The organism is Halorientalis sp. IM1011 (assembly GCF_001989615.1).
Classification (GTDB): Archaea; Halobacteriota; Halobacteria; order Halobacteriales; family Haloarculaceae; genus Halorientalis.
In genome coordinates this window covers 620,074-642,926 of record NZ_CP019067.1, presented here as the reverse complement: position 1 = coordinate 642,926, position 22,853 = coordinate 620,074, and the positions used below count along the sequence as shown (strand labels likewise).

The following is a 22,853-nucleotide window of genomic DNA, read 5'->3' as shown; positions in this document are numbered from 1 at the left end:
CGCTGTCGATGGTCCGCGACCGTCAGTCACTGTCGACGAACTCCTCACGGGCGCGCTGGTAGCGGGCGTAGCCGTAGAAGAAGACGGCGAGACCCATGAAAAACACCGCACCGCCGTTGACCCACTCGCCGCGGAAGACGGCGAGCATCGGGCCGAGCGCGACCGCGAACAGTGCGAGGTTGAAGATGGCGACGAGTTTCCAGAACGACCGGGCGAGTCCCTCCGGCACGTCTTCGGGCGCGGGATCCGGCGGCTCCGGGATATCGACTTCCGGAACATCGGGGCCCAGATCCGGCTCTGCGTCGGGTTCCGGATCGGGCTCGACGTTCTCGGGGCTCCCGGGATCGTCCGGCTCGTGGGGCCAGCGGTCGTCGTCGCTCACTACTCCGTCGTCGGGCAGGGGGTGAGAAAAGCGTTCCGTGACCGCTCTATACCGCGTCCTCCAGCGTGGTCGCCGCACTCGACTGGACCCACGCGAGCGGGTTCTGGGCGTCGTAGAGTACGACCCCGTCGTCGGTCTCGTAGGCCTCTATCGTCTCGACCTCGGGGCCGTCCGGTCCCGTTTCGGCACTGTCCAACTCCGACCGACTTCCGTTTGCGCGGTCCGTCATATCGCTTCGGCATGTGGTATGATGTGTCATGCCATATACCTTGTGTTCCCGTCGCGGCTCGAAACGCGGCCGGGGGACCGTCGGGATTTTAGTCGGGGGTCTCGAACGGGTGGACAGTATGGACGAGACCGGGAACGGAACACAGACAGGTCTCTCTGCGTTCGAGGACGGGCCGGGGAGCGACGGGGCCGACGGCGAGGGCGACCGTGACGCGGCGGCGGAGGCGGCGGCCGTCGCGGGCAACGGCGGCGACACGTTCGACATCGTCGACCTCGACGACATCCGCTATCCGGACACCGACGAGTACGTGACCGCCGCTGTCACGCAGGTCGACTACACCGTCGAGGGCCGGGGCGACGACGAGTTCCCCGTGGTACACATCTTCGGCCGCACACCCGAGGACAACGAACAGGTCCACATCGAAGTCTACGAGTTCAGACCCTACTTCTACGCGCCGACCGACTCGCTGACCGACGCGGACCTCCAGCGCGACACGATCACCGGCTGGGAGGAGGAAGACGACGACGGCGAGCCCTACGAGTCGATTCGCGGCGAGCGCCTGACCAAGATCTTCGGCCAGACGCCGCGGGACGTGGGCCAGATGCGCGACGAGTTCGACCACTACGAAGCAGACATCCTCTTTCCCAACCGCCTTTTGATCGACAAGGACATCACCAGCGGCGTGCGCGTGCCCGCCCGCCGCGAGGCCGAAGGCGAACCCATTCGGGTCCCCCACGACGAGATCGAGGCCGTCGACGCCAGCGCCGATCCGCGCGTCAACACCTTCGACATCGAGGTCGACGACCGCCACGGGTTCCCGGAAGAGGGCGAGGAGACCATCGTCTGTCTCACCTCACACGACTCCTACGACGACGAGTACATCACGTGGCTGTACGACTCCCCCGCGGGCATCGACCCGCCGGAGGCCCTGGCCGAGTACGACCCCATCGAGGCCGACTTCGAGGCCGACGTGCGCGTCTTCGAGGAAGAGGAGGCGATGCTCGAAGCGTTCGTGGACTACATCGAGACGACCGACCCGGACCTCCTGACCGGCTGGAACTTCGACGACTTCGACGCCCCCTACTTCCTCGACAGGCTCGAAGAACTCCAGGGCCCCCACCACGACTACGACCTCTCGATCGAACGGCTCTCCCGCGTCGACGAGGTCTGGCGCAACAACTGGCAGGGGCCGAACATCAAGGGCCGGGTCGTCTTCGACCTGCTCTACGCCTACCAGCGCACGAAGTTCACCGAACTCGACTCCTACCGACTGGACGCCGTCGGCGAACAGGAACTCGGCGTCGGAAAAGAGCGCTACCCCGGCGACATCGGCGACCTCTGGGAGGACGACCCCGAGCGCCTGCTGGAGTACAACCTCCGGGACGTGGAACTCTGTGTGGAATTGAACGACCAGCAGGAGATCATCCCATTCTGGCAGGAGGTCGCTTCCTTCGTCGGCTGTAAACTGGAGGACGCCACGACGCCCGGCGACGCCGTCGACATGTACGTCCTCCACAAACTCCACGGCAACTTCGCCCTCCCCTCGAAAGGGCAACACGACGCCGAGGACTACGAGGGCGGGGCCGTCTTCGACCCGATCACGGGAGTCCGGGAGATGGTGACGGTGCTGGACCTGAAGAGCCTCTACCCGATGTGCATGGTGACGATCAACGCCAGCCCCGAGACCAAGGTCGATCCCGATGCCTACGAGGGTGACACCTTCCGCGCCCCGAACGGCCAGCACTTCCGGAAGGAACCGGACGGCGTCATCCGGGAGATGGTCGACGAACTGCTGAGCGAACGCGAGGAGAAGAAATCGCTCCGGAACGACCACGATCCCGATAGTTCGGAATACGAGCAGTTTGACAGGCAACAAGCAGCTGTCAAGGTAATTATGAACTCTTTATATGGGGTCTTGGGTTGGGATCGGTTCCGGCTATACGACAAGGAGATGGGAGCTGCGGTCACTGCAACGGGGAGAGACGTTATCGATTATACCGACGAAGTCGCGGGCCGTATGGATAAAGAGGTCGTGTATGGTGACACTGACAGCGTGATGATAGAACTCGGTGGCGACGTGTCGAAGGAGGCGGCCATCGAGCAGTCCTTCGAACTGGAGGAGCAGATCAACGACGCCTACGACGAGTTCGCCGAGTCGGAACTGAACGTCGACCTCGACGCCGGCGAGGAACACCGCTTCCAGATCGAGTTCGAGAAGCTCTACCGTCGGTTCTTCCAGGCGGGCAAGAAGAAACGCTACGCCGGCCACATCGTCTGGAAGGAGGGCAAAGACGTCGACGACATCGACATCACGGGCTTCGAGTACCAGCGCAGCGACATCGCGCCGATCACCAAGGAGGTCCAGAAGGAGGTGATCGACCGCATCGTGACGGGTGCGGACACGGAGGATATCAAAGACTACGTCCACGAAGTCATTCAGGACTTCGAGGCGGGGAACGTCAGCCTCGACGACGTGGGAATCCCCGGCGGTATCGGGAAGAAACTGGACAACTACGACACCGACACGGCCCAGGTCCGTGGGGCGAAGTACGCCAACCTCCTGCTCGGGACGAACTTCGCGTCGGGTTCGAAACCCAAGCGCGTCTATCTCGACCGGGTCCACTCTGACTTCTGGGACAAGGTCGAGGCCGAACACGGGCTGGACCCGTCGACAGATCCGCTGTACGGCGAGTTCCGCCGCGATCCGGACGTGATCTGCTACGAGTACGCGGATCAGGTCCCCGAGGAGTTCGAGGTCGACTGGGAGAAGATGCTGGACAAGACGCTCAAGGGACCGATCGAGCGCATTCTGGAGGCGCTGGACATCTCCTGGGACGAGGTCAAAAGCGGGCAGGAACAGACCGGTCTCGGCAACTTCATGTAGTCGTCGCCGGCCCGTCGCTGGTGGCCGGGTTCGGGCCCGACGCATCATCGAGGCCGTCGATCTCGAAGCGAGCGCCGCCACTCTCGCTCTCGGTGATCTCGACGGTCCAGCCGTGTGCTTCGGCGGCGTTCTCGACGATGGCGAGCCCGAACCCGGTGCCGTCCGTGGCCGTCGTGAACCCCTTCTCGAACACCTGACCGCGCTTTTCGGGCGGGATGCCGGGGCCGTCGTCTGCGACGTAGAACCCGTCGGTCATCTCGCCGACGGTGACGGTCACGTCCGACCCGCCGGGTTCGACGGGGTCATCGGACGACGTCCGATTGCTCGTGGAACCGTGTTCCACGGCGTCATCAGAACGCTTCGCGTTCTGATTGCCTGTCGAGCCATGCTCGACAGCGTCCTGACGAGCCTGCGAGTCAGGGCTCGTGGAACCGTGTTCCACGGCGTTACGAAAGAGGTTCTCGAACAGCTGGGTGAGCTGTGAGCCGTCCGCGACGACCGTCCGATCGGTCGTGACGTCGAGCGTCGCTGCCCCGGTGTCGACGTTCTCCCAGGCGTGCTCGGCGATCCGACGGAGCGACACCGGCTCGCGGTTGAGGACGGTCTGGCCCTGTCGAGCCAGCGCGAGCGCGTCCTCGATGAGTTCGTCCATCCGGTCGTGGGCCTCGGCGATTTTCTCCATGTGGACGCTGTCGTACTCGTCTCGGGCGAGTTCGAGTCGGCCGTCGGCGACCGAGAGGGGGTTACGGAGGTCGTGTGAGAGGATGCTGGCGAACTCCTCTAGCCGTTCGTTCTGCTCTTCGAGGCGGTCTTTCTGGGCGCGGAGCTGGCGTTGAGCCGCTATCTGGTCGGTCACGTCCTGGAAGAGCACGACCGAACCGGTGTCAGAGTTCGCTCCCTCGATCGGGGGGCCCAGAGTCGAGGTCTCGACGTTGTAGTAGCGGTCGTCGCCGTTTTCTTCGCGCGTGATGGTGTTGAACCCCTCGCTGTCCTCGAAGGCGGTCGCGATCTCGGGGAACGTGGCTTCGAGGAATGCGCGGTCGCGACCGAGCAGTCCCTCGGGATCCATCCCGAGCAACTCCGCGGCCCGGTCGTTGACGTCGACGACCACGTCTCCCTGGTCCAGCACGAGGTAACCGGTGTCCATCTCCGCGACGACAGAGGAGCGCTCGACGGGGATGAGTTGCAGGATGCGGTAGCGAAAGACCATCAACACGCCGATCGGGAGGGCGGCGGCGAACCCGATGGAGGTGTAGTTGAACGTCGTCAGTCCGGCCAGATACGCCATGTTGAGCAGCCACGGGATCGAGAGTGCGGCGACGATGGACCGGACCTGGCCACGGTAGTGTCGGTTGGCCGTCTCGAAGGTCAGAAACAGATACGCGGCCCCGGCGACGAACAGATAGGCGATGCCGTGGTGGAGGTAAAACAGCGGCCCCCAGGTCACGTCGGCGACGAGTACCCCGTCTCGGCTGACGAGACGCGCCGACCGCATCGTCCACGACCCGAGGTTGGTAACTTCGAGCACGGTCGAGAGCGCGACGGGAAGCGTGACGAGAGCCAGTCGCTCGGGCCGCAGCCAGTCGGTTCGCTCCGTGTAGTCGGCGGCGAAGACGAACAGCGAGACCACGACGACCGTCCCCATCAGGTAGTAGCCGGGATACAGCGCCAGTTTGGTGTCGAGGTCGGTGACGGCCAGCCGCGCCGCGTCGCTGAGACACCATAGCGTCACGGCGACGATCAACACCAGGGGCGGAATCGGGGAGAGCCGCGGGGTCTCGAAGTTCCGTACGATCACGTAAACCGTTGGAATAGCGACTAGAAGCGGGAACACGAGCGGCAACAGGAGCCAACTGAACTGCACCATTCCCAACCGAACTATTCAGGTACGGGGTATGAATGTTGTGGGCATTTCACGCATTTCTCTCTGAAACCAGCAGTCGGCCGACGGTTTCCCCTGCCTGCCGTCCCGTTCCTGGCCACCGAGGGTCACCCACGGTTCGGAATAGCGGGACGGCGTCCCGCCACTCTGGTTTCCAGAATACGAAATCAAATTTTCCGTTGGGGAAATCGTAACCGGGTGAATGCGAAAGCATTATCAACGTCACGGCCGGATCTGAAGACGACTTAGGTGTCCCTAAACAATGGCAACACTCGAAATATCCAACCTACACGCTGAAGTTGCCGAGGAGGGCGGTGAGCAGATCCTGCGCGGGGTCGATCTCGAAGTCGAATCCGGTGAGATCCACGCGCTGATGGGTCCCAACGGGAGCGGGAAGTCGACGACCGCGAAGATCATCGCCGGCCACCCGGCGTACGAAGTGACCGAGGGCGAGGTCCTCCTGCACATCGAGGACGACGAGTTCGAGGACCTCGACGAGGAGATCCCCGACGACCTCCGCACGTGGAATCTGCTGGACCTGGAACCCAACGAGCGCGCGGCACTCGGTATCTTCCTGGGCTTCCAGTATCCCGCGGAGATCGAGGGCGTCACGATGGTCAACTTCCTGCGCACGGCGCTGAACGCCAAACTCGAAGAGCGCGAGGAACTGTTCGAGGAGGACGAGGAGGAGGAAGAAGCCGAAGGTGGCGACACCAACGAGGACGCGGCCGGCTACGACACCTCTCCGATGGAGGGCGACCCCGAGGAAGGCGACATCGGCGTCGCGGAGTTCCAGGAGATCCTCCAGGAGAAGATGGAGCAACTCGACATGGACGAGAGCTTCGCCCAGCGATACCTCAACGCGGGCTTCTCCGGCGGGGAGAAAAAGCAAAACGAGGTGCTGCAGGCCGCGATCCTGGAGCCCTCGATCGCCGTGCTCGACGAGATCGACTCCGGGCTGGACATCGACCGCCTGCAGGACGTCTCGAACGGCATCAACGCGCTGCGCGACGAGCAGGGCGCCGGCATCCTCCAGATCACCCACTACCAGCGGATCCTCGACTACGTCGAGCCCGATCACGTCCACGTGATGCTCGACGGCCAGATCGCCAAGTCCGGCGACGCCTCGCTGGCCGAGGAACTCGAGGACAAGGGGTACGACTGGGTGCGCGAGGAGTTCTTCGAGACCGCGTAACCGTCCGGGGCTAGCACAGACTGATACGTCCAGAGACCGAAACCAGACACACCAACAATGAGTTCAGATCAAGACCATCTCAAAGAGACCGACACCGAGGCTCGCTTCGAGTTCAAGAAGGAGGAGAACTCCGCCTTCAAATCCGAGAAGGGCCTCACAGAGGAGACCATCCGGGTCATCAGCGAAGACAAGGACGAACCGGAGTGGATGCTCGAACGCCGCCTGCGCGCCCTGAAGCAGTTCCAGGAGATGCCGATGCCGACCGACTGGCCCGGCGCGCCGGACCTGAGCGAGATCGACTTCGACGAGATCGTCCCCTACATCCGCCCGGACATCGAGACACGCGGCGGCGCGGAGTCATGGGAGGACCTCCCCGAAGAGATCCAGGACACCTTCGACAAACTGGGCATCCCGGAAGCCGAGAAGAACGCCCTCTCGGGCGTGGGCGCCCAGTACGAGTCCGAGATCGTCTACCAGAACATGCAGGAGCGCTGGGAGGAGAAAGGCGTGATCTTCTGTGACATGGACAAGGCCGTTCAGGAACACGAGGATCTCGTCAAGGAGCACTTCATGACGAAGTGCGTCCCTCCGAGTGACAACAAGTTCGCCGCGCTCCACGGCGCGGTCTGGTCCGGCGGGTCGTTCGTCTACGTCCCCGAGGACACGACCGTGGAGATGCCCGTGCAGGCGTACTTCCGGATGAACTCCGAGGGGATGGGCCAGTTCGAGCACACGCTCATCATCGCCGAGGAGAATTCGGAAGTTCACTACATCGAGGGCTGTTCCGCGCCGAAGTACTCGGCGTTCAACCTCCACAGCGGGGGCGTCGAGGTCTTCGTCGGCGAGAACGCACACGTCCAGTACTCGACCGTGCAGAACTGGTCGAAGAACACCTACAACCTCAACACCAAGCGCGCCATCACCGAGGCCGACGGCACGATGGAGTGGGTGTCGGGGTCGATGGGGTCGAAGGCGACGATGCTGTACCCCTCGACCATCCTGAAGGGCCCAGGTGCGACGGACAACCACATCACCATCGCGATGGCCGGCGAGGGCCAGAACATCGACACTGGCGCGAAGGTCTACCACAACGCGCCGAACACGAAGTCGACCATCGAGTCCAAGTCCATCAGCAAGGACGGCGGCCGCACGAACTACCGCGGCCTGGTCCACATGTCCGACGGCGCGGAGAACTCCTCGACCTCTGTGGAGTGTGACGCGCTGATGTTCGACAACGAGTCGACCTCGGACACGATGCCGTACATGGAGATCCAGGAGAACAAGGTCGACGTGGCCCACGAGGCCACGGTCGGCAAGATCGGCGACGAGGACGTGTTCTACCTGGAGACCCGCGGGCTCGACGACGACGACGCAAAGCAGATGATCGTCGCCGGCTTCATCGAGCCGATCACGGAGGAACTGCCCATCGAGTACGCGGTCGAGCTCAACCGCCTCATCGAACTCGAGATGGAGGGCTCGCTCGGATAATATGAGCACGCAGGTACACGCGAACCTCACGGAGGAGCAGGTAACGGAGATCAGCGACCAGCTCGACGAGCCCGAGTGGCTGCTGGAGACGCGACTCGACGCGCTGGAGGCCCTCGAAGACCTCGACATGCCCGCCGTCATTCAGACGCCGGGCCGGGAGTGGACGAACCTCGACGCGCTCGATTACGAGAGCTTCGTCGACCCCCTCGAGATGGCTCAGGAGAAAGACCGCGTCGACGCCGACGGTGTCGACGTGCTCTCCTGGTCCGAGGCACTCGACGAGCACGGCGACCTGATCGAGGATCGGTTCGGCAGCGTCGTCGATCCCCAGCGCAACTACCTCACCGCGCTGTCGACGGCGCTGTTCTCGGCCGGGACGGTCGTCTACGTCCCCGAGGGCGTCGACGCCGAGGACGTGACGATCCGGACCCGGATGAACTCCCGGGCGCTGTTCAACTACACGCTCGTGATCGCCGAGGAATCGGCCTCGGTCACCATCCTCGAACGGCAGGAGACCGGTGAGGACGCGAGCGAGGAGGACGCCCGCTACTACAGCGGCGTCGTCGAGGCCGTCGCGGGCGAGAACGCCCACGTGCAGTACGGCGCGCTCCAGAACCTGGATTCGGACACCTACAACTTCCAGGTCAAGCGCGGCCACACCGGCCAGTACGGCACGGTCAACTGGATCGAAGGCAACATCGGATCCAGACTTACGAAGACCAGCGTCGAGACGCGACTGCTCGGCGATAGCTCCGAGAGCAAGATCGTCGGGGCGTTCTTCGGCCACGAGGACCAGCACTTCGATCTGGCCTCGCGAGTCTGGCACGAGGCCGAACACACGACCGCCGACCTCGTGACCCGGGGCGTCCTCGACGACGAGGCCCGCTCGGTCTACGAGGGCGTCCAGGACGTGGGTCGGGAGGCCTGGGACACCAACTCCTACCAGCGCGAGAACACGCTGATGCTTTCGGACGAAAGCGAGGCCGACGCCTCCCCGAAGCTGATCATCAACAACCACGACACGGAGGCCAGCCACTCCGCGACGGTCGGGCAGGTCGACGCCGAGGACATGTTCTACATGACCTCCCGCTCGATCCCCGAACAGGTCGCCGAGAACATGCTGGTCGAGGGCTTCTTCGAGCCCGTCCTCAGCGAAGTCGAAGTCGACGAGTTCCGCGAGGGCCTCGAAGGACTGATCGCGCGCCGACTGCGCGAATAGCGAGGTTGCGGTAGCAACCTCGACATCGAACGGGCCGGAGGCCCGTGCGTAGACTCCGGGCGCTTTCTTTTGCAGTCGCAGGTCACACTCGCCAGGAGAGCCAGCTCCCGTAGGCCTCGAACGCGGCGAGCTCTGTAGTCTCGGCCTCGCCGTCCTCGAAGCGGACGTGCCGGTACGTCGGATCGCTGGGCGGGGTCGACGGATCTCCCGACAGCCAGTGGACCGGGCGCTCGTGGCTGGCGTCGGCCAGCGTCTCGCGGATGGCCGCCACGGCATCGTCGGGGAACTGGTAGAGCGCGATGGTACTGAACACGACGAGCGTCGCGTCCGCGGGCGCGTCGCCGAGGCGCGCGGGGAGGACCGCGGCGGCGTCGCCGGTGACGAGTTCCGGTGGAGTGTCGGCGGCCAGATCCAGCGCGGCGGCGAGCCGGTCGTGTCGCCGCTTTTGGTTCGGGAGGACGAGCGCCCGGAGCCAGCGGGCGTCGCTCTCGTCGGTCGCGTCGAGGGGATTCAGATCGACGCCCCAGCGGTCGGCGACGGCCGGCGGGTCCGCCGGGAGCGGTGGCGTCCCGTCCCGGAGGTCGGTCTCGATGCGGACCGGGGAGTTGGAATTGCCGACGACGCGGTCGTCGAACGCGTAGCTGTACCGGTCCCAGACGAGGTTCAGGCCGGCGCTGGCACCGAGCTCGACGAGGGCCAGGGGTTCGCCGTCGGCTGCGGCGACCCGGGCAAACGTCGGGTAGAGGACGGCCGACCGCCCCACGTCGTTGGTCTGGACAAGTCGGCTTTCGAGGCGGTCGCTGATGGCATCGCGGTGGGTCCGGCAGAACTCATCGAAGGCCGGGAACGGATCTGTCTCGGTCGGGTCGATGGGATCGTCGTCGACGGTGGGGTAGAACTCGGCGAGCCGATGATCCACCCCATCGAGCAGGAGGTCGTGGACGGCACCCAGCAACAGGTTCGGCGCGGGCTGGCTCTCCGGGGCCGTCGCGGCGAGGGCGAGGAGGTCCTCGTCGTCGGCGACGGCGCGGCTCAGTTGCTCGTACAGCGGGGACTGGTCGCTCGCCCAGTCGGCGAACTCGCGGAACTCGCTGGCGCGGGTCACGGTCGAGTGGTCCGCAGGCGGGCGCTTAGCGGTCTCGACTGCCGAGGGAACGGCTTAAGTTCCCGCCTACCCGATCGTTGTGTATGCTGGCGGGACAGAGCCGACGGTGTCGGCGGTGGTCGCCGTGAGCGTCCAGCAACCGGTCTCGAACGACCACCAGCTGGCGCGCCTCCTCCAGATCGGCGTCGTCCTCGAGGAGGTCGTGGAGGCCCGAGCGGGCGAACACGCCCGGACGATGGACGTCGACGATCCGGAACTGGAAGCGCTGCTCGACGACGCCGCCCGGGAGTCGGCCGACCACCGCGACCGACTGGAGGACCTGATCGACGACCTCGAAGCCGACACGATTCCCTTCGAGGAGATCAAGGGGCTCGTCACGGCCCAGTACGAGGCCGAATCGGACTTCGACGGCGTGCTCTACGATCAGCTGTGTAACGAGGAGACGGCCTACAAGTTCTACGACGACCTCATCGAAGCGATCGAGAACTCGGACGCCACGCTCAGCGTCGATCGCGAGTACGTCGTCGACACGCTGGCGGCGATCCGGGACGAGGAAGCCGAGGGCGTCGAGGAAGTCACCGAACTCATGGAGAAACGAGAATGAATGGGAGCTATCTGCACGGAGGGGATCTCGCGTGAACACGTCCGACCAGTATCTCAAGGCGATCTATCTCGTCCAGCAGGAGGAGGACGGCCCGGCCTCGACCGGTCGCGTCGCCGACATGCTCGACGTGAGCCCGGCCAGCGCCAACGAGATGATCGGCAAACTCGAAGAGCGCGAACTGCTCGAACACGAGAAGTACAAGGGCGTCACCCTCACCGACGAGGGCATCGTCCGCGCCCGCGACGCGCTCCAGACCTACTGCATCATCGAGCGATTCCTGCTGGAAGTGCTCGACGTCGAGGAGTTCCGCGCCGAGGCCAAACAGCTCGAACCCGTCATCGACGAGACCGTCGCCGAGCGACTCGACACCATCATCGACCGCGACTCGAAGTGTCCCGACTGTTTCGCCCCCGAAGCCGACGCCTGCTCCCTGCTGGAAGTCGAACCCGATCCGGCCGACCCGGCCGACTGACTACTTTTAGTTTCACTTCGGTAGGGTCGCATATATCCCACCGACAGCCGAATGATCGGCCATGGAATGTCCGACCTGTGGTAAGTCGCCCACGACTGAACGTGGCGTCAAACAACACCACACAAAGGTCCACGACGACCCGCTTCCGAACCGGGAGTGTGCTGGCTGCGGGACGGAATTTTACGATCCGAAGGCTCGGCTGACGTACTGCGATAACTGTAATCCTAACGCCGGCGAAAACAACGGCAACTGGAAAGACGCGAAGGAGACGACCGAGTGCGAGCGCTGTGGCGACGAGTTCGAGTATTATCCCTCGGATAAGAAGGGTGTCTACTGCCCGACCTGCGTCGAGGAAGCGGACGAGTTTCTGGGGACACACTACGCAGACGTTCACGATATCGAGCCAGTTCCACGCGAGTGCAAGCAGTGTGGTGAACAGTTCGAGGTTCTGCCCTGTTTTACACGAGATGGCGACCGGAAATTCTGTGACCACGATTGTCTCAGCTCGTGGCTCTCTGACGAGTGGGGTGACGGAACTGCCGTCTACAACGGTGACTGGCGTTGGATCCGACGAAAAGCGCTCGAACGCGACGACCACCAGTGCCGATTCTGTACTAAAGATAGCGACGAGATCGGTCGTAACCCGGACGTTCATCATATCAGACCGGTCCGGGATTTTGACGATCCACAGGATGCGCATGTTTTGGACAACGTAATTTCACTCTGTCCGAGCTGTCACGGACTGGCTGAACACGAAACTATCCCCGCGTCGGTGCTTCGTGGCATGGCGAAATCCCGGAATCCATAAGACGCCAGAACCAGAACACCCTCTTGCAGTCCCGTGGTGTAGTGGCCAATCATATGGGCCTTTGGAGGAATACATGCCGACTTGATTCGGCAACCTCGGCAGTGTATTCCGAGGTTAGCCCACGACGGCGGTTCGAATCCGCCCGGGACTACTATAATTATTCTTACATTATTGCCGTTGTTCCCGAACGAGTTCGGCCGGAACCGACAGAGTTGACTTTCCGGGTATCGTACGGGGGAGTGAGACGATGATCGATCCCGTCTTTCTACACGCTGGCGCGTCACGGATACCGTTGCCCCACGCCGTCGTCGACGGGATCATCGGCGTGGTGGCTGGACTGGTGATCGTGGCGGCCTTTTACCTGTTCCTCCGTTTCTACGCGGAGTCCTCGCGGTCGGAGCCGTGAGCCATTCGGTCGGCGTAGTCCCAGGAAGCGACTCTGGTCGGGTCTATCCGGATGGAAACTTCCTCGCGGTCCTCGTCGAGCAGTCGTCGAGCCAGCCCTGAGTTCGTTCCGTCGAGATACCGTTCCAGTAGCGACCGCAGGACGGTCTTCTCGGGGTCCGGTTCGACGGTGGCACGGCCCTGGCCGCGGACGCCGCGATAGGGCGGGTCGTTGACGGACACCTCGAAGGCCACACCGGGGTCGTGTTCGAGGAACCCGACCACGTCGGCGCTGGCGGCGGTGGCACAGTGGAGGGAGCCATCGCGAAACTCGTACCACAGCGAGAGCATCCAGAGCCCGCCGCCGGGGGTTCGACAACTCAGCCGGATGGGAACTCGGCTCTCGGTCAGAAACGTCTCTGCCTCGCCGCGAGTCCAGGGTCCCGAGGGCTCCCAGGGCTGGTCGCCGTCACGCTCGCCGTCGGCTCCGGCGGGTCTATCGCTGTCGGTCACGGTATTCGAGAGGGTCTTCGGACGGAAAGCAATGGGGGCCACGTTCTTTGTCGGGCCGCGGATACGTACTGGTATGGGATTCCGACAGGTACTCCGGAACAGTTTCATCGCGGGGCTGGCGTTGCTCGCGCCGCTCGTGGTGACGGTCGTGGCGATGCAGTTTCTGGTCGGCTGGGTGACGACGTTCATCGATCCGGTGGTCCAGGGGACGCGGCTGACCCAGTACACGGCGAACATCGAAGCGGTCGCACAGGTGCTCGCGCTGCTGTCGATCGCCGGCTTCGTCGTCGTGTTGGGGTATCTCGCCCAGGGGAGCGTCGGCGGGCGCGTGTTCGCTGGAATCGACCGCGGGATCGGTGTCGTCCCGCTGGTCAGTATCGTCTACTCCAGCGTGCGACAGGTCGCCAACGCCCTGACCGAGGGGTCGAACCGCTACAAACGCGTCGTCATGGTCGAGTACCCCCGTGACGGCGTCTACAGCATCGGGTTCGTTACGGGGGACGGACCCAGAGAGGCCGTGAACGCCACCGGCGAACCGCTTTACAACGTCTTCCTGCCGAACAGTCCGAACCCGACGGGTGGCGCGTTCCTGATGGTCCCCGAGGACGAACTGCACGAACTGGATATCAGCGTCCGGAGGGGCGTTCGGTTACTCGTGACGACTGGCATGGCCGAGAGCGACGAGGAGATGGAAGAACTACGGGCCGAAGCCGATCTGCCCGGCTACTCGTCGTGACCGATCCGCGCTACATGTAGGCCGCGTCCCAGCGCGTGGGTTTGCGGCTGTTGCCACACTCGCTGCACTCGATACGGCCCATGGCGTCCATCGCGTTGGCCAGTGAATCACACTTCCCGCAGTGGTAGCCGTACTTCTCGTCGCGGTCCTGATCGGTGTAGACGCCGTGGAACGGCTCCATCGACCCCGGATCCACGTCGTCGTAGTCGATGTACACCGTCTGGCCGCTCTCGGTGGTGCGAGGCTCTAGCCCCTCCGGTTCGGCCTCCAGGTAGATGGCTTCGGTGTAGGGGCTACCGTCGATCTCGACTTCCCCTTCGCCGACCTTCTCGAAGCCCTTGTCCTGGTAGAAGGTGTTACCGACCTCGTTCATCGAGAGGACGCGACCCCGCAACTGGCTGATGTCCATCTCGCGGAGGCGGTCGCGGACGGCAGCGAACAGTTCGGAGCCGATTCCCTCGCCACGGTAGTCGGGGTGGACGTGGAGCCACAGCAGGTCCGCGCCGTTCTCGTCGTCGTGGATCACGGTCTCGGTGAACCCGACCGGTTGGCCCTCCAGTTCGACCAGCAAGAAGAGCATGTCGTCTCGCGCGACCTTCTCCGCGTAATCCTCGTCGTCGTACCACTGCTGGACCGTCCCCTCGATGGTACCCGGACTGAGCGTGTAGGACGCCTGTAGCGACCGTTCGGCGATCTCCATGACTGCTCGTTGATCGTCAGGAGTTGCCGCTCTGACTTCCATATGTTACAGTACGAGGGAGGCTCTCATAAATCCATGTCACACCGTACCGGTGAAACGGTCGACTCGTGACGGCGACAGCGCGGGTGGTCTGGGACTGCAGTGACGGTGCGACGGAACCGGTTTCTGAACTCGACTTTGGGGGCGTGGTAGATTTCAGTCTGTCGTAACGCTAAAGACCCGCACTCGCTTTTATATCCGTAAGATGAACAGCGAACGTCACGTCCGGAGGTGGTCCCGTGGGTGTTGAAATACGGGAGTCGCCCGTCTCGGACGCGGAATTCGAGGCGATGCAGGTCTTCGTCCACGACTACCTCGAAGCGAGCGTCGTCAGCGAGGACGAAGGCGGGCGGATGCGGTGGTATCCCTGGCACTCGGCGGCCTACCGGTTCAACCACATCATGAACGTGGTCGAACTGGCGACCGACATCGCGCGCGAGGAGGGCGCAAACGTCGACGTGACGCGCGTCGCCGCCCTCTTTCACGACATCGCCAAACTGGAGGCCGACCAGGACGTCCACGCTGAGGAGGGAGCCCGCATCACCCGCGAGTACCTGACGGCTCACTGCGACTACCCGCAATCCTTCGTCGACGAAGTCTGCGCCGCGGTCGAGGACCACTCCTATCAGGGGCCGCTCTCGGATCTCTCACTGGAGACCCAGTGTCTCATCGAAGCCGACCTGCTCGACAAGGTCGGCGCGAACGGCACCGCGTTGATGCTGTTGCGGATGGGCTATGAGTCCCGCACGCACATGGACGCCGCGGAGATGGTCGGGCGCGTGCTCGAACGCGGCCGCGACGCCGCCGACCGCGTCGAAAGCGATACCGCCGAGAGCGTCGTCCACCAGCGGCTCAAACGCGTCAAGTGGTTCAAGGAGTGGCTCGAATCCGAGGTAGCCATGATGGGCGACTCCGACGCCGAATTGAGCCCCGGCATGGAGAAAGAACTGGACGACGAACTCGACGACTAGAGCAGCGTCCCCAGCCCGTCGGCCACGAAGAGGAGGCCGAAGCCGGCCAGTACGACCGCGCTCCCGCCGGCGACCACCGGCGTGAGACGGTCGACCCGCTTCCCAGCCGCGCGTAGCGCCGTCGGGAATCCGACGATCCAGCAGACGATACCCGCGAACAGTCCGGTGAGCAACAGCGGGCTGCCGGTTCGGACGACCACCAGGCCCGCGAGTTCCGCGCCGACGTAAGGTGTCTTTTCGAGTACGTCCACCGTCCCGGGTTCGAGCAGACCGACACCGACGGTCAGCCAGAACGCGATCTGGTAGGGGTTGGTCAGCGCCAGCACGAACGCCTTCCGGAACCCGCGGCCGACACCCTCCTCGGTCGCCGCCGCTTCGGACTCGACGGTCAGGGCCTCGCGAGCGCTCGTCGCCGCGCCGATCGCGAAGTACAGCATCAACGCACCGCCGCCGAGGATCATCGCCCCGCGCAGCGTCGGCGCGTCCTGGACGACCGTGACGATCCCGACCAGCGCGAGCACGAAGAAGCAGGCGTCGGCGAGCATCGCACCGAGGCCCGCGGTAACGCCCGCTAGCCAGCCGCGGAGGACGCTCTCCTCGGCGATGACGGCGTTCATCGGCCCGGGCGGAGCCGCCAGCGCCAGTCCGAACAGGACCCCGGCACCCAGCGACGCGACGGGACTCGCCGCCATCGGTCAGATCCCCTTGCTCATGAGGTGACTGCGGAGCACGTCGGCCTCGGCGTTGCCGGTGAGCGTGTTCACCAGTACGAGGGTGTCGTCGGGGCCGAACTCGTCTTGCTCTGCGAGCCTCGCCGCGCCGCTGGCCGCGACGCCGGCCGTCGCGCCGAGTTCGACCCCTTCGGACTGGGCGATGCTGACCGCGCCCTCCAGCACGTCCCGGTCCTCGGTCGCGACCGCCCCGCCGTCGCTCTCCCGGACGGCCGCCAGTACGTCGGGCCCGCCGGCGGGGTCGGGGATCTCGACGCCGCCACAGATCGTGTCGGGCGTCTCCCAGACCGCGGTGTCCTCCTCGCCGTTCTCGAACGCCTCGACGATGGGGGCACACCCGGCGGCCTGCGCGGCGTACATCGCCGGCGTGTCCTCGACCACGCCGAGGTCGGCCAGATCCCGCGTGCCGGCGTAGGTGCCGACGAGACCGACCCCCTCGCCGGTGGGGTAGACGACTGCGTCTGGAACTTCCCAGTCGAGTTGCTCGAGGAGTTCGTAGCCCAGCGTCTTGGCTCCTTCCCGACGGTAGGGCGTCTCGAAGGGAGCCAGCGAGTGCCAGCCTTCCTCCGCTACGGTCTCGTGGAAGGCCTCGACGGCGTCGCCGTAGCGCCCGCCGACGACTTCCATGTCGCCGCCGTGGACGTTGATCATCGCCTTGGCGTCGAAGGTCGCCCGCGAGGGGACGAACGAATGGGAGTCAAGCCCCGCACGAGCGGCGTAGGCGGCCGCTGCCTGCCCCTCGATGCCCGTCGTCGGCAGGGCCACGTCGTCGGCCCCGGCCTCGGCGGCCGCGGTCACCGCCACCGCCATCCCGCGGTCCGCGACGCTCCCCGTCGGGTTTCGGCCCTCGTCTTTGACGTACACCTCGCCGACGCCCCACTCGTCGGCGAGGCTCGGACAGGAAACCAGCGGCGTCGCGCCCTCGTCCATCGTCACCAGCGTCTCGGCCGTGAAGGGGAGCAACTCGGCGTAGCGGGCAATGCCCTCGTAGCGTCGTTCCGTGGTGGTCTCGGGCGTGAAATCGACCGCGTCGAGGTCGTAGGTGACAGTGAGGTGGCCGTCACACGACGGGCAGGTGCCGGTCGTCTCCGCGGGGTCGAACGAGTCGCCACACGCGCGGCAGGTGAGGTCCCGAACGGCCGGGTTGTCGGTCATATCCGCGGATCGGGTCGCGACGGACTAAGCCCTGTCCGTTCGCTCCGGGGCGGTCAGCGCTCGCGTTCGGCTGGGTCTCCCAGCGAGTCGGCCACGCGCTCGATGGCCGCCGTCCGGCGATCGTAGGCGGCGGCGAACCAGCGACCGGCCCGCCAGACCGTGTACCCGCCGGCGAGCAGGAGGACGACGAGCGTACCGAGGATCGGAGTCTGGACGATAAAGAGGCTGTACGCGAGGACGAACGCGGAGACGGTCGCGACGATGATCGCACCGAACTGGGGTCGGGACCGCCCGGCCGTCGCGTCGCTGTCGCGGGGACCCGCGTCGGCGCTCATGAACTACCGTCGTAGTCGCGATCCAATAGTTGTTTCGGCGACAGGAGTCGGCCGGCCACAGGACCCTTTTGTGGGTCCCACCCGTTCCTCCGGGCATGACAGACGCCGTGGTCGTCGGCGGGGGGCTGGCCGGACTGGTCGCGGCCCGCCACCTCGCCGATGCTGGCCAGGACGTGACGGTGCTTGAAGCGCGCGAGGAGGTGGGCGGCCGCGTCCGCTCGGTCCGCGAGGACGGGTTCGTCTTCGACCGCGGCTTTCAGGTGCTGTTCACCGCCTATCCCGCGGCGCGGCGGGAACTGGACTACGACGCCCTCGACCTGCGGTACTTCTCGGCCGGCGCGGCCATCGCCCACCCAGGCCGCCGGTCGGTGCTGGCCGACCCCCTCTCCAGTCCGGGCGACCTCTCGGACACGCTGTTCAACACCGACGTGACGCTGGGCGACAAACTCCGCCTCTTCAAACTCCAGCGGGACCTCAAGGCGGCCGACACCGGCACGCTGTTCGACCCCGACGAGACCGAGGACGTGCGGGCCTACCTGAAAGACCGGGGCTTCTCCCAGAAGTTCGTCGAGAACTTCGCCGAGCCGTTCTACGGCGGGATCACGCTGGACCGCTCGCTGTCGAGCGACGCCGGCGTATTCCGCTACACCTTCAAGATGCTCGCCGAGGGGAAGACGGCCGTCCCCGCAGACGGGATGGGTGCGATCACCGAGCAACTGGCCGACCGCGCCCGCGCCGCAGGTGCAGAGATCGAACTCGGCGTCGGGGTCACGAGTCTCGACGTGGGCGACGGCGGCGTCACCGTCGAGACCGACGGGGAGTCGATCGACGCCGACAGCGCGGTCGTCGCCACCGATCCCCAGACTGCGGCCGAGTTGACGGACGTTGCCGTCCCGACCGAGATCCGCGGCTGTGTCACCCAGTACTACGGGCTCCCGGGCCACGTCGAACTGGAGACCGGCAAAAAGATCGTCCTGAACGCCCGCGACGCGGAACCGAATCAGGTCGCGCCACTCTCGACGGTCGCGTCCGAGTACGCGCCCGACGACCGGACGCAGCTGAGCGCGACGTGGCTCGGCGACCCTGACGCGAGCGACGACGAACTTCACGCCCGTGCCCGCGAAGTACTGGGCCAGTGGTACCCCGAGCGCCAGTTCGATTCCCTCGAACTCCTGCGGACCGACCGGATCGACGTGGCCCAGTTCGTCCAGCCCCCGGGTTTTCGCGGAGATCTGCCCACGGTCGACGCGCCCGAGGGTCCCGTCGTCCTCGCGGGCGATTACACTCGCTGGTCCTCGATCCAGGGGGCGCTGGAGAGCGGTCGCATCGCTGCCGAACGGCTACAGTAGGTCCCGAAACTCGCCGAGGGGTGGGAACTCCCGAACTTCCTCGGCCTCGTCGTCCCAGACGACGGGCCGGAACCGGTCGAGGTCGCCGATCAGCGGCGAGTTCGTCGAGGCGGTCCCGCCGTAACGCCGGTTGATCGAGACGCCTTCGATCAGGTGGGAGAAGGCGGGGAGGACGAGCAGGTCCGCGCCGTCGTAGCCCTCGCGACCGTAGAGGTAGCAGTGCCACTTCTTGCCCTCGACGGTAATCGTCGGGTGGTCGTGCCCGACGACGTACAGGTCCGCCTCGGTCGCGGGTTCGTGGTCGCCGTGACAGATCACGGCGGTCCCGCTGTCGGTCTCGACCTCGAACTCGTGGGCTGTCGGGCCGGACCAGACCACGTCGAGCATCGTGTCGTGGTTGCCCGGCGTAACGACCGGCCGCGCACCCGCGTCCCGGACCGTTTGATCGAGGGCGGCGACGGTCTCCTCGGCGGCCGTGGCGACCTGGTCGAAGGAGTGCAGGAGGTCGCCGGCGAACACGACCGTCGCCGGGTCGTACCGTGCACAGAGCGCGGTCACGCGGTCGACGAGGTGGTCGCGCTCGCCGAGGGGGAGCGAGACGTTCGCGGCCGCGGCCTTCCCGACGTGGAGGTCGGCACAGACGAGCGTGTCGCCGAGCAGGGCGGCCCGGTCCCGGAAAGTCACGTCCACACTCCCCGTCGGGTTCTGCCCGGTAAATGCCTGCCGCTAGCTGGCGTGTTGTTTGGCCGTGGTGTAGGCCTCCCGGACGCGCTTGAACTCGTCCTCGTCGCCGCCGTGGTCCGGGTGAACCTCCTTGACCTTCTCTCGATAGGCCCGCTTGATGTCGTCGAGGCCGGCCCCGACTGGCAGTCCGAGGACGGCGTGGGCGGCCTCTCGCGGGTCGAGTTCGCCGCCGCCGTCCTCCTCGAAGCTGATCTCGGGTGTCTCGAAGGGGAGGCGCGGGCCGAGTGCCACGCCGGGTAACTCGTGTTCGACGAGGACCGGGAACGTCGCCGAGCGCTCGATTCGGTAGTACGCGCGGGCGTCGAAGGTGATCGCCACGTCGCGTTTGGGCAGGTAGAAGGCGACGTGTTGCCCCTCGACGAAGTGGCCTTCGGCGTACTGTTCGCCGATTGCGTCGAGGTAGGTGCGGATTTCGTCGCGGCGGTGGGCCTCGCCGCTGGGTTCGCGGCCGTCGACCCGGCCGCGGCCGGGGAACCGGGTCACGCCGACGTAGAAGAGGGCGGCGATCACCGCGCTGAGAGCGAACCCCAACAGCGCACCGTCGATGAGCCACTGTGGCAAGCGGTCAGAGCACCTCCGGATACACGAACACGGTAGGGGCCGGTCGCTAAAGAACCCTCGGACCTACCCGATGTACCGCAGATCCTCGTCGGCGGGCCCCGCCGCCGCACTGCCCTCCATCTCCTGGATCTTCCGGACGACTTCCTCCATCTCCTCGGCCCGCTCTTCGAGCGACCCGAAGTCGACCTCGAAGCCGACGAGGTCCTCCAGTACCGTCAGCACTGCCTGCGCGCTCTTGGGATCGACGAGATACCCGCTGGTCTCGCCCATCAGGCAGGCCGCCTCGAAGTCGCGGCGTTCGCCCAGCCCGAGCAGGAGACCCGAGACGCCGACGATGCCGCCGGCCGGTTCGTCCTCGCGGAACTCCACGTCCGCGTCCTCGAGGTCGTCGACGAATTCGGAGGTCGTCGCCGCACCCAGCACGTCGTACTCCTCGATGAGTTCGCCGGTCGGGACGCCGCCCAGGGCGAACACGCGCTCGACGCCGAACTCCTCAGCTACGTCGAGGATCCGGTCGGTCAGGCGGTAGTGGCCCTGGTTGTCCTGTGCCTGATGGTCGCCAGTCAACACGAGCAGGTCCTGGCCCTGTTCGGTGTGGACCGCGTGGAAGGAGGCGCTTGCCAGTTCCGACTCGCCGTCGTCGATGCTGACCTGCGGCGGGAAGTGCTGTGAGTAGATCCGGCGCACCTCCTCGCTGTCCAGTTCCTCGAGGAGGTGTTCGGCGGCGAGTTTCCCCACGTGGCCCACGCCCGGCAGTCCCTCGATCAGCACGGGATCCGATAGCTCCGGGTCCGCGAGCGTCTCGATTTCGAACTCGTCCATACCCGCTACTCGCGGTTCCTGCGCTTAATAGCGCGTCGATATTCCCCGTATCGGTCCGTGGGATCGAACGGCGCTGGCGCGCTGTTCTCGGCGTCGGCCCCACACTCCGGACAGCTCTCGCCCAGCGTGTAGACCGGCCGCTCGTGGGCCGACTCCCAGGCCGAACAGACGCGGATGTCGGATTTCATGAGAAGGGCTCCGACGGAGTGACCGTCACTCCTCGTCGGTGTTGCGCTCGCGGTGGTAGTGGCCGGTGCCACCGTGGTCGGCGACGACTGCACTCGCGCGGTCGGCGCTCTCTTCGAGGTGAGACTCGGCGGTCTTGTAGTCGGGGGCGCGGACCCGGATGCGGTACTCCGGCGAACCCACGTAGGTGACTTCGAGTTCCACTTCGTCGGGTATTTCCCCGTTGCCCTCTGCGGCCTGCAGGGCCTCCTTGATCACGTCGACGCCGTCGGCCGACGGGACCGAGAGGTCCACGTAGCCGGTGACGTTGACGTAGGGCACCGAGACGTTCTCGCGGGCGGTCTCGACGATCTTCTCGATCTCCTCGTCGTCGAGGTCGGTGTCTTCGAGGGCTTCCGTCCCGTGGATGGCCGCCTGCTCGAAGCCGTCGTACATCGAGCCGAACTCCGCGAGGAACTCGTTGGCGATGGCGGCGTAGGTCTCGTCGGCGAGGTCCTCGCCGAAGGCCAGTTCCATCCAGTTGTCGGCCTTCTGCTCGTTTTTCCACTCCTGGATCTTGTCCTTGCGCTGGTGGTCGTTGACGTCCTTGATCGAGAGGTCGACCTGCTGGGAGTCCTCGTCGACTTCCAGCACCTTGGCGACGACTGTCTGGCCTTCGCTCACGTGGTCGCGGACGTTCTTGATCCAGCCGGAGGCGACCTCGGAGATGTGACAGAGCCCGCGCTTGTCCTCGTACTCCAGCATGTCGACGAACACGCCGAAGTCCTCGATCTCGTCGATCCGGCCGACGACGAGTTCGCCGGGCTCGGGCCAGCCACTGTATTTCATCTATCGCGCCTCGACGGTGTCGGTGACCTCGCCTTCGATGACCGCTTCGCCGCCGGTCGGGCGGGCGAGCTGGTGGCCACAGACCGCACACGCGACTTCCGTGGCGGCCTTGCCGAAGACGATCTGTTCGTTCTCACAGTCCGGACACGCGACGCTGTAGAAGTTTCCTGCCATCGTTATTCTTGGAATTCGAGTCGGCCGGCGCGCCATCCTTCACGGAGGTGAGCCTTGCCACACTCCGAGCAGCGGTACTTGAGGTCGGTCTTCTTGGTGGGCTTGTCCCCACCGGGCACCTTCGAGAACTTACCCTTGTTCCCGATGCCGGTGCCGCGCCGCTTGCGCTGGCGGTCGTTGACCTTCTTCATGCCCGAGGAACGCCCCGAGCGAACCTTCTCGACTTCCACCTCGTGGTGTTCGTTGCAGTGCGGGCAGTACGTGTTAAATCGGCGTGGCATCTCCATAGATATCTACCTTGTGTCCGAGTTAGACAGTGCCCGTTAAAACCCGTTTGGTTTCGGTATCCGCTCGCCC

27 protein-coding genes and 1 tRNA gene are annotated in these 22,853 nt (G+C 65.2%); 12 read left to right on the top strand and 16 right to left on the bottom strand.

What is annotated here, in order from left to right; translation table 11 throughout:
• Positions 1 to 22 precede the first annotated feature (22 nt).
• Both BV210_RS03270 and BV210_RS03265 read right to left on the bottom strand, forming a co-directional pair.
• Complete coding sequence (locus BV210_RS03270; protein WP_077205260.1) at positions 23 to 382, bottom strand: hypothetical protein; 360 nt, start codon at positions 380 to 382, stop codon at positions 23 to 25.
• Positions 383 to 428: 46 nt separating this feature from the next.
• Complete coding sequence (locus tag BV210_RS03265; RefSeq protein WP_077205259.1) at positions 429 to 611, bottom strand: hypothetical protein; 183 nt, start codon at positions 609 to 611, stop codon at positions 429 to 431.
• 118 nt (positions 612 to 729) lie between these two features.
• Here BV210_RS03265 and BV210_RS03260 point away from each other — a divergent pair, with 118 nt between their 5' ends.
• Complete coding sequence (locus BV210_RS03260) at positions 730 to 3,495, top strand: DNA-directed DNA polymerase (protein ID WP_077205258.1); 2,766 nt, start codon at positions 730 to 732, stop codon at positions 3,493 to 3,495.
• Here BV210_RS03260 and BV210_RS03255 read toward each other — a convergent pair.
• The gene (locus BV210_RS03255; RefSeq protein ID WP_077205257.1) at positions 3,488 to 5,362 is read right to left on the bottom strand and encodes a histidine kinase N-terminal 7TM domain-containing protein; all 1,875 of its coding nucleotides are present in this window, start codon (positions 5,360 to 5,362) and stop codon (positions 3,488 to 3,490) included. The genes BV210_RS03260 and BV210_RS03255 overlap by 8 nt on opposite strands.
• 277 nt (positions 5,363 to 5,639) lie before the next feature.
• On the opposite strand from BV210_RS03255, the gene BV210_RS03250 reads away from it, so the two are divergent.
• From BV210_RS03250 to sufD, 3 genes are read left to right on the top strand one after another with little or no spacing between them, the layout of a single operon-like run.
• A complete protein-coding gene (locus BV210_RS03250; RefSeq protein ID WP_077205256.1) occupies positions 5,640 to 6,572 on the top strand; it encodes an ABC transporter ATP-binding protein in 933 nt (310 codons plus the stop codon).
• A gap of 57 nt (positions 6,573 to 6,629) precedes the next feature.
• Positions 6,630 to 8,060, top strand: a complete 1,431-nt coding sequence (gene sufB, locus BV210_RS03245) for a Fe-S cluster assembly protein SufB (protein WP_077205255.1) — start codon at positions 6,630 to 6,632, stop codon at positions 8,058 to 8,060.
• 1 nt (position 8,061) lies between these two features.
• Positions 8,062 to 9,279 (top strand): Fe-S cluster assembly protein SufD, encoded by a 1,218-nt coding sequence (sufD, locus tag BV210_RS03240; protein WP_077205254.1) that lies wholly within the window; start codon positions 8,062 to 8,064, stop codon positions 9,277 to 9,279.
• Positions 9,280 to 9,361: 82 nt separating this feature from the next.
• Here the strand turns inward: sufD and BV210_RS03235 are convergent, their stop codons facing one another.
• The gene (locus BV210_RS03235; protein WP_077205253.1) at positions 9,362 to 10,384 is read right to left on the bottom strand and encodes a DUF2332 domain-containing protein; all 1,023 of its coding nucleotides are present in this window, start codon (positions 10,382 to 10,384) and stop codon (positions 9,362 to 9,364) included.
• 124 nt (positions 10,385 to 10,508) lie between these two features.
• Here BV210_RS03235 and BV210_RS03230 point away from each other — a divergent pair, with 124 nt between their 5' ends.
• The 5 genes from BV210_RS03230 to BV210_RS19665 all read left to right on the top strand — a co-directional run bounded on the left by BV210_RS03230 (position 10,509) and on the right by BV210_RS19665 (position 12,674).
• Complete coding sequence (locus BV210_RS03230) at positions 10,509 to 10,988, top strand: rubrerythrin (protein WP_077207950.1); 480 nt, start codon at positions 10,509 to 10,511, stop codon at positions 10,986 to 10,988.
• 31 nt (positions 10,989 to 11,019) lie between these two features.
• Positions 11,020 to 11,460, top strand: a complete 441-nt coding sequence (locus tag BV210_RS03225) for a metal-dependent transcriptional regulator (RefSeq protein WP_077205252.1) — start codon at positions 11,020 to 11,022, stop codon at positions 11,458 to 11,460.
• A 61-nt stretch (positions 11,461 to 11,521) separates the two neighbouring features.
• Positions 11,522 to 12,268, top strand: a complete 747-nt coding sequence (locus BV210_RS03220) for an HNH endonuclease (protein ID WP_077205251.1) — start codon at positions 11,522 to 11,524, stop codon at positions 12,266 to 12,268.
• 27 nt (positions 12,269 to 12,295) lie between these two features.
• Positions 12,296 to 12,419, top strand: a tRNA-Gln gene (locus BV210_RS03215).
• A gap of 96 nt (positions 12,420 to 12,515) precedes the next feature.
• A complete protein-coding gene (locus BV210_RS19665; protein ID WP_157525783.1) occupies positions 12,516 to 12,674 on the top strand; it encodes a hypothetical protein in 159 nt (52 codons plus the stop codon).
• Here the strand turns inward: BV210_RS19665 and BV210_RS03210 are convergent.
• Complete coding sequence (locus tag BV210_RS03210; protein ID WP_253741593.1) at positions 12,644 to 13,165, bottom strand: pyridoxamine 5'-phosphate oxidase family protein; 522 nt, start codon at positions 13,163 to 13,165, stop codon at positions 12,644 to 12,646. The two genes, BV210_RS19665 and BV210_RS03210, sit on opposite strands and share 31 nt — an antisense overlap.
• 73 nt (positions 13,166 to 13,238) lie before the next feature.
• On the opposite strand from BV210_RS03210, the gene BV210_RS03205 reads away from it, so the two are divergent.
• The gene (locus tag BV210_RS03205; protein ID WP_077205250.1) at positions 13,239 to 13,901 is read left to right on the top strand and encodes a DUF502 domain-containing protein; all 663 of its coding nucleotides are present in this window, start codon (positions 13,239 to 13,241) and stop codon (positions 13,899 to 13,901) included.
• Between the two features lie 10 nt (positions 13,902 to 13,911).
• Here BV210_RS03205 and BV210_RS03200 read toward each other — a convergent pair whose 3' ends face one another.
• Positions 13,912 to 14,643: a GNAT family N-acetyltransferase gene (locus BV210_RS03200; RefSeq protein ID WP_077205249.1), complete on the bottom strand. Its 732-nt coding sequence runs from the start codon at positions 14,641 to 14,643 to the stop codon at positions 13,912 to 13,914.
• 236 nt (positions 14,644 to 14,879) lie between these two features.
• On the opposite strand from BV210_RS03200, the gene BV210_RS03195 reads away from it, so the two are divergent.
• The gene (locus BV210_RS03195) at positions 14,880 to 15,611 is read left to right on the top strand and encodes an HD domain-containing protein (protein WP_077205248.1); all 732 of its coding nucleotides are present in this window, start codon (positions 14,880 to 14,882) and stop codon (positions 15,609 to 15,611) included.
• Here BV210_RS03195 and BV210_RS03190 read toward each other — a convergent pair.
• Genes BV210_RS03190 through BV210_RS03180 form a run of 3 tightly spaced genes read right to left on the bottom strand, consistent with a single transcriptional unit; the run spans position 15,608 to position 17,832 of the window.
• On the bottom strand, positions 15,608 to 16,303 hold the full coding sequence (locus tag BV210_RS03190; protein WP_077205247.1) for a LysE family translocator: 696 nt from the start codon (positions 16,301 to 16,303) through the stop codon (positions 15,608 to 15,610). The genes BV210_RS03195 and BV210_RS03190 overlap by 4 nt on opposite strands.
• A gap of 3 nt (positions 16,304 to 16,306) precedes the next feature.
• Positions 16,307 to 17,497: a threonine synthase gene (locus tag BV210_RS03185; RefSeq protein ID WP_077205246.1), complete on the bottom strand. Its 1,191-nt coding sequence runs from the start codon at positions 17,495 to 17,497 to the stop codon at positions 16,307 to 16,309.
• A 53-nt stretch (positions 17,498 to 17,550) separates the two neighbouring features.
• On the bottom strand, positions 17,551 to 17,832 hold the full coding sequence (locus BV210_RS03180; RefSeq protein ID WP_077205245.1) for a hypothetical protein: 282 nt from the start codon (positions 17,830 to 17,832) through the stop codon (positions 17,551 to 17,553).
• A gap of 95 nt (positions 17,833 to 17,927) precedes the next feature.
• Here BV210_RS03180 and BV210_RS03175 point away from each other — a divergent pair, with 95 nt between their 5' ends.
• Complete coding sequence (locus BV210_RS03175) at positions 17,928 to 19,181, top strand: NAD(P)/FAD-dependent oxidoreductase (protein ID WP_077205244.1); 1,254 nt, start codon at positions 17,928 to 17,930, stop codon at positions 19,179 to 19,181.
• On the opposite strand, the gene BV210_RS03170 is transcribed toward BV210_RS03175, so the two are convergent.
• From BV210_RS03170 to BV210_RS03140, 7 genes are all read right to left on the bottom strand, one after another.
• Positions 19,173 to 19,871, bottom strand: a complete 699-nt coding sequence (locus BV210_RS03170; RefSeq protein ID WP_077205243.1) for a metallophosphoesterase — start codon at positions 19,869 to 19,871, stop codon at positions 19,173 to 19,175. The two genes, BV210_RS03175 and BV210_RS03170, sit on opposite strands and share 9 nt — an antisense overlap.
• Positions 19,872 to 19,907: 36 nt before the next feature.
• Positions 19,908 to 20,486, bottom strand: a complete 579-nt coding sequence (locus BV210_RS03165; protein ID WP_077205242.1) for a J domain-containing protein — start codon at positions 20,484 to 20,486, stop codon at positions 19,908 to 19,910.
• Positions 20,487 to 20,549: 63 nt separating this feature from the next.
• On the bottom strand, positions 20,550 to 21,308 hold the full coding sequence (locus BV210_RS03160) for a proteasome assembly chaperone family protein (RefSeq protein ID WP_077205241.1): 759 nt from the start codon (positions 21,306 to 21,308) through the stop codon (positions 20,550 to 20,552).
• A gap of 5 nt (positions 21,309 to 21,313) precedes the next feature.
• Positions 21,314 to 21,496 (bottom strand): RNA-protein complex protein Nop10, encoded by a 183-nt coding sequence (locus BV210_RS03155; RefSeq protein WP_077205240.1) that lies wholly within the window; start codon positions 21,494 to 21,496, stop codon positions 21,314 to 21,316.
• 25 nt (positions 21,497 to 21,521) lie between these two features.
• On the bottom strand, positions 21,522 to 22,322 hold the full coding sequence (locus BV210_RS03150; protein WP_077205239.1) for a translation initiation factor IF-2 subunit alpha: 801 nt from the start codon (positions 22,320 to 22,322) through the stop codon (positions 21,522 to 21,524).
• The gene (locus BV210_RS03145; RefSeq protein ID WP_077205238.1) at positions 22,323 to 22,496 is read right to left on the bottom strand and encodes a 30S ribosomal protein S27e; all 174 of its coding nucleotides are present in this window, start codon (positions 22,494 to 22,496) and stop codon (positions 22,323 to 22,325) included.
• Positions 22,497 to 22,498: 2 nt separating this feature from the next.
• Positions 22,499 to 22,783, bottom strand: coding sequence for a 50S ribosomal protein L44e (locus BV210_RS03140; protein WP_077205237.1), 285 nt, complete (start codon positions 22,781 to 22,783; stop codon positions 22,499 to 22,501).
• Between the last annotated feature and the right edge of the window lie 70 nt (positions 22,784 to 22,853).

Coding starts and splice junctions, on each gene's coding strand:
- BV210_RS03260 (WP_077205258.1), top strand. CDS start 730: ATGGACGAGACCGGGAACGGAACACAGACAGGTCTCTCTGCGTTCGAG.
- sufD (WP_077205254.1), top strand. CDS start 8,062: ATGAGCACGCAGGTACACGCGAACCTCACGGAGGAGCAGGTAACGGAG.
- BV210_RS03190 (WP_077205247.1), bottom strand. CDS start 16,303: ATGGCGGCGAGTCCCGTCGCGTCGCTGGGTGCCGGGGTCCTGTTCGGA.
- BV210_RS03150 (WP_077205239.1), bottom strand. CDS start 22,322: ATGAAATACAGTGGCTGGCCCGAGCCCGGCGAACTCGTCGTCGGCCGG.
- BV210_RS03220 (WP_077205251.1), top strand. CDS start 11,522: ATGGAATGTCCGACCTGTGGTAAGTCGCCCACGACTGAACGTGGCGTC.
- BV210_RS03200 (WP_077205249.1), bottom strand. CDS start 14,643: ATGGAAGTCAGAGCGGCAACTCCTGACGATCAACGAGCAGTCATGGAG.
- BV210_RS03180 (WP_077205245.1), bottom strand. CDS start 17,832: ATGAGCGCCGACGCGGGTCCCCGCGACAGCGACGCGACGGCCGGGCGG.
- BV210_RS03140 (WP_077205237.1), bottom strand. CDS start 22,783: ATGGAGATGCCACGCCGATTTAACACGTACTGCCCGCACTGCAACGAA.
- BV210_RS03160 (WP_077205241.1), bottom strand. CDS start 21,308: ATGGACGAGTTCGAAATCGAGACGCTCGCGGACCCGGAGCTATCGGAT.
- BV210_RS19665 (WP_157525783.1), top strand. CDS start 12,516: ATGATCGATCCCGTCTTTCTACACGCTGGCGCGTCACGGATACCGTTG.
- BV210_RS03185 (WP_077205246.1), bottom strand. CDS start 17,497: ATGACCGACAACCCGGCCGTTCGGGACCTCACCTGCCGCGCGTGTGGC.
- BV210_RS03250 (WP_077205256.1), top strand. CDS start 5,640: ATGGCAACACTCGAAATATCCAACCTACACGCTGAAGTTGCCGAGGAG.
- BV210_RS03205 (WP_077205250.1), top strand. CDS start 13,239: ATGGGATTCCGACAGGTACTCCGGAACAGTTTCATCGCGGGGCTGGCG.
- BV210_RS03255 (WP_077205257.1), bottom strand. CDS start 5,362: ATGGTGCAGTTCAGTTGGCTCCTGTTGCCGCTCGTGTTCCCGCTTCTA.
- BV210_RS03175 (WP_077205244.1), top strand. CDS start 17,928: ATGACAGACGCCGTGGTCGTCGGCGGGGGGCTGGCCGGACTGGTCGCG.
- BV210_RS03155 (WP_077205240.1), bottom strand. CDS start 21,496: ATGAAATCCGACATCCGCGTCTGTTCGGCCTGGGAGTCGGCCCACGAG.
- BV210_RS03145 (WP_077205238.1), bottom strand. CDS start 22,496: ATGGCAGGAAACTTCTACAGCGTCGCGTGTCCGGACTGTGAGAACGAA.
- BV210_RS03265 (WP_077205259.1), bottom strand. CDS start 611: ATGACGGACCGCGCAAACGGAAGTCGGTCGGAGTTGGACAGTGCCGAA.
- sufB (WP_077205255.1), top strand. CDS start 6,630: ATGAGTTCAGATCAAGACCATCTCAAAGAGACCGACACCGAGGCTCGC.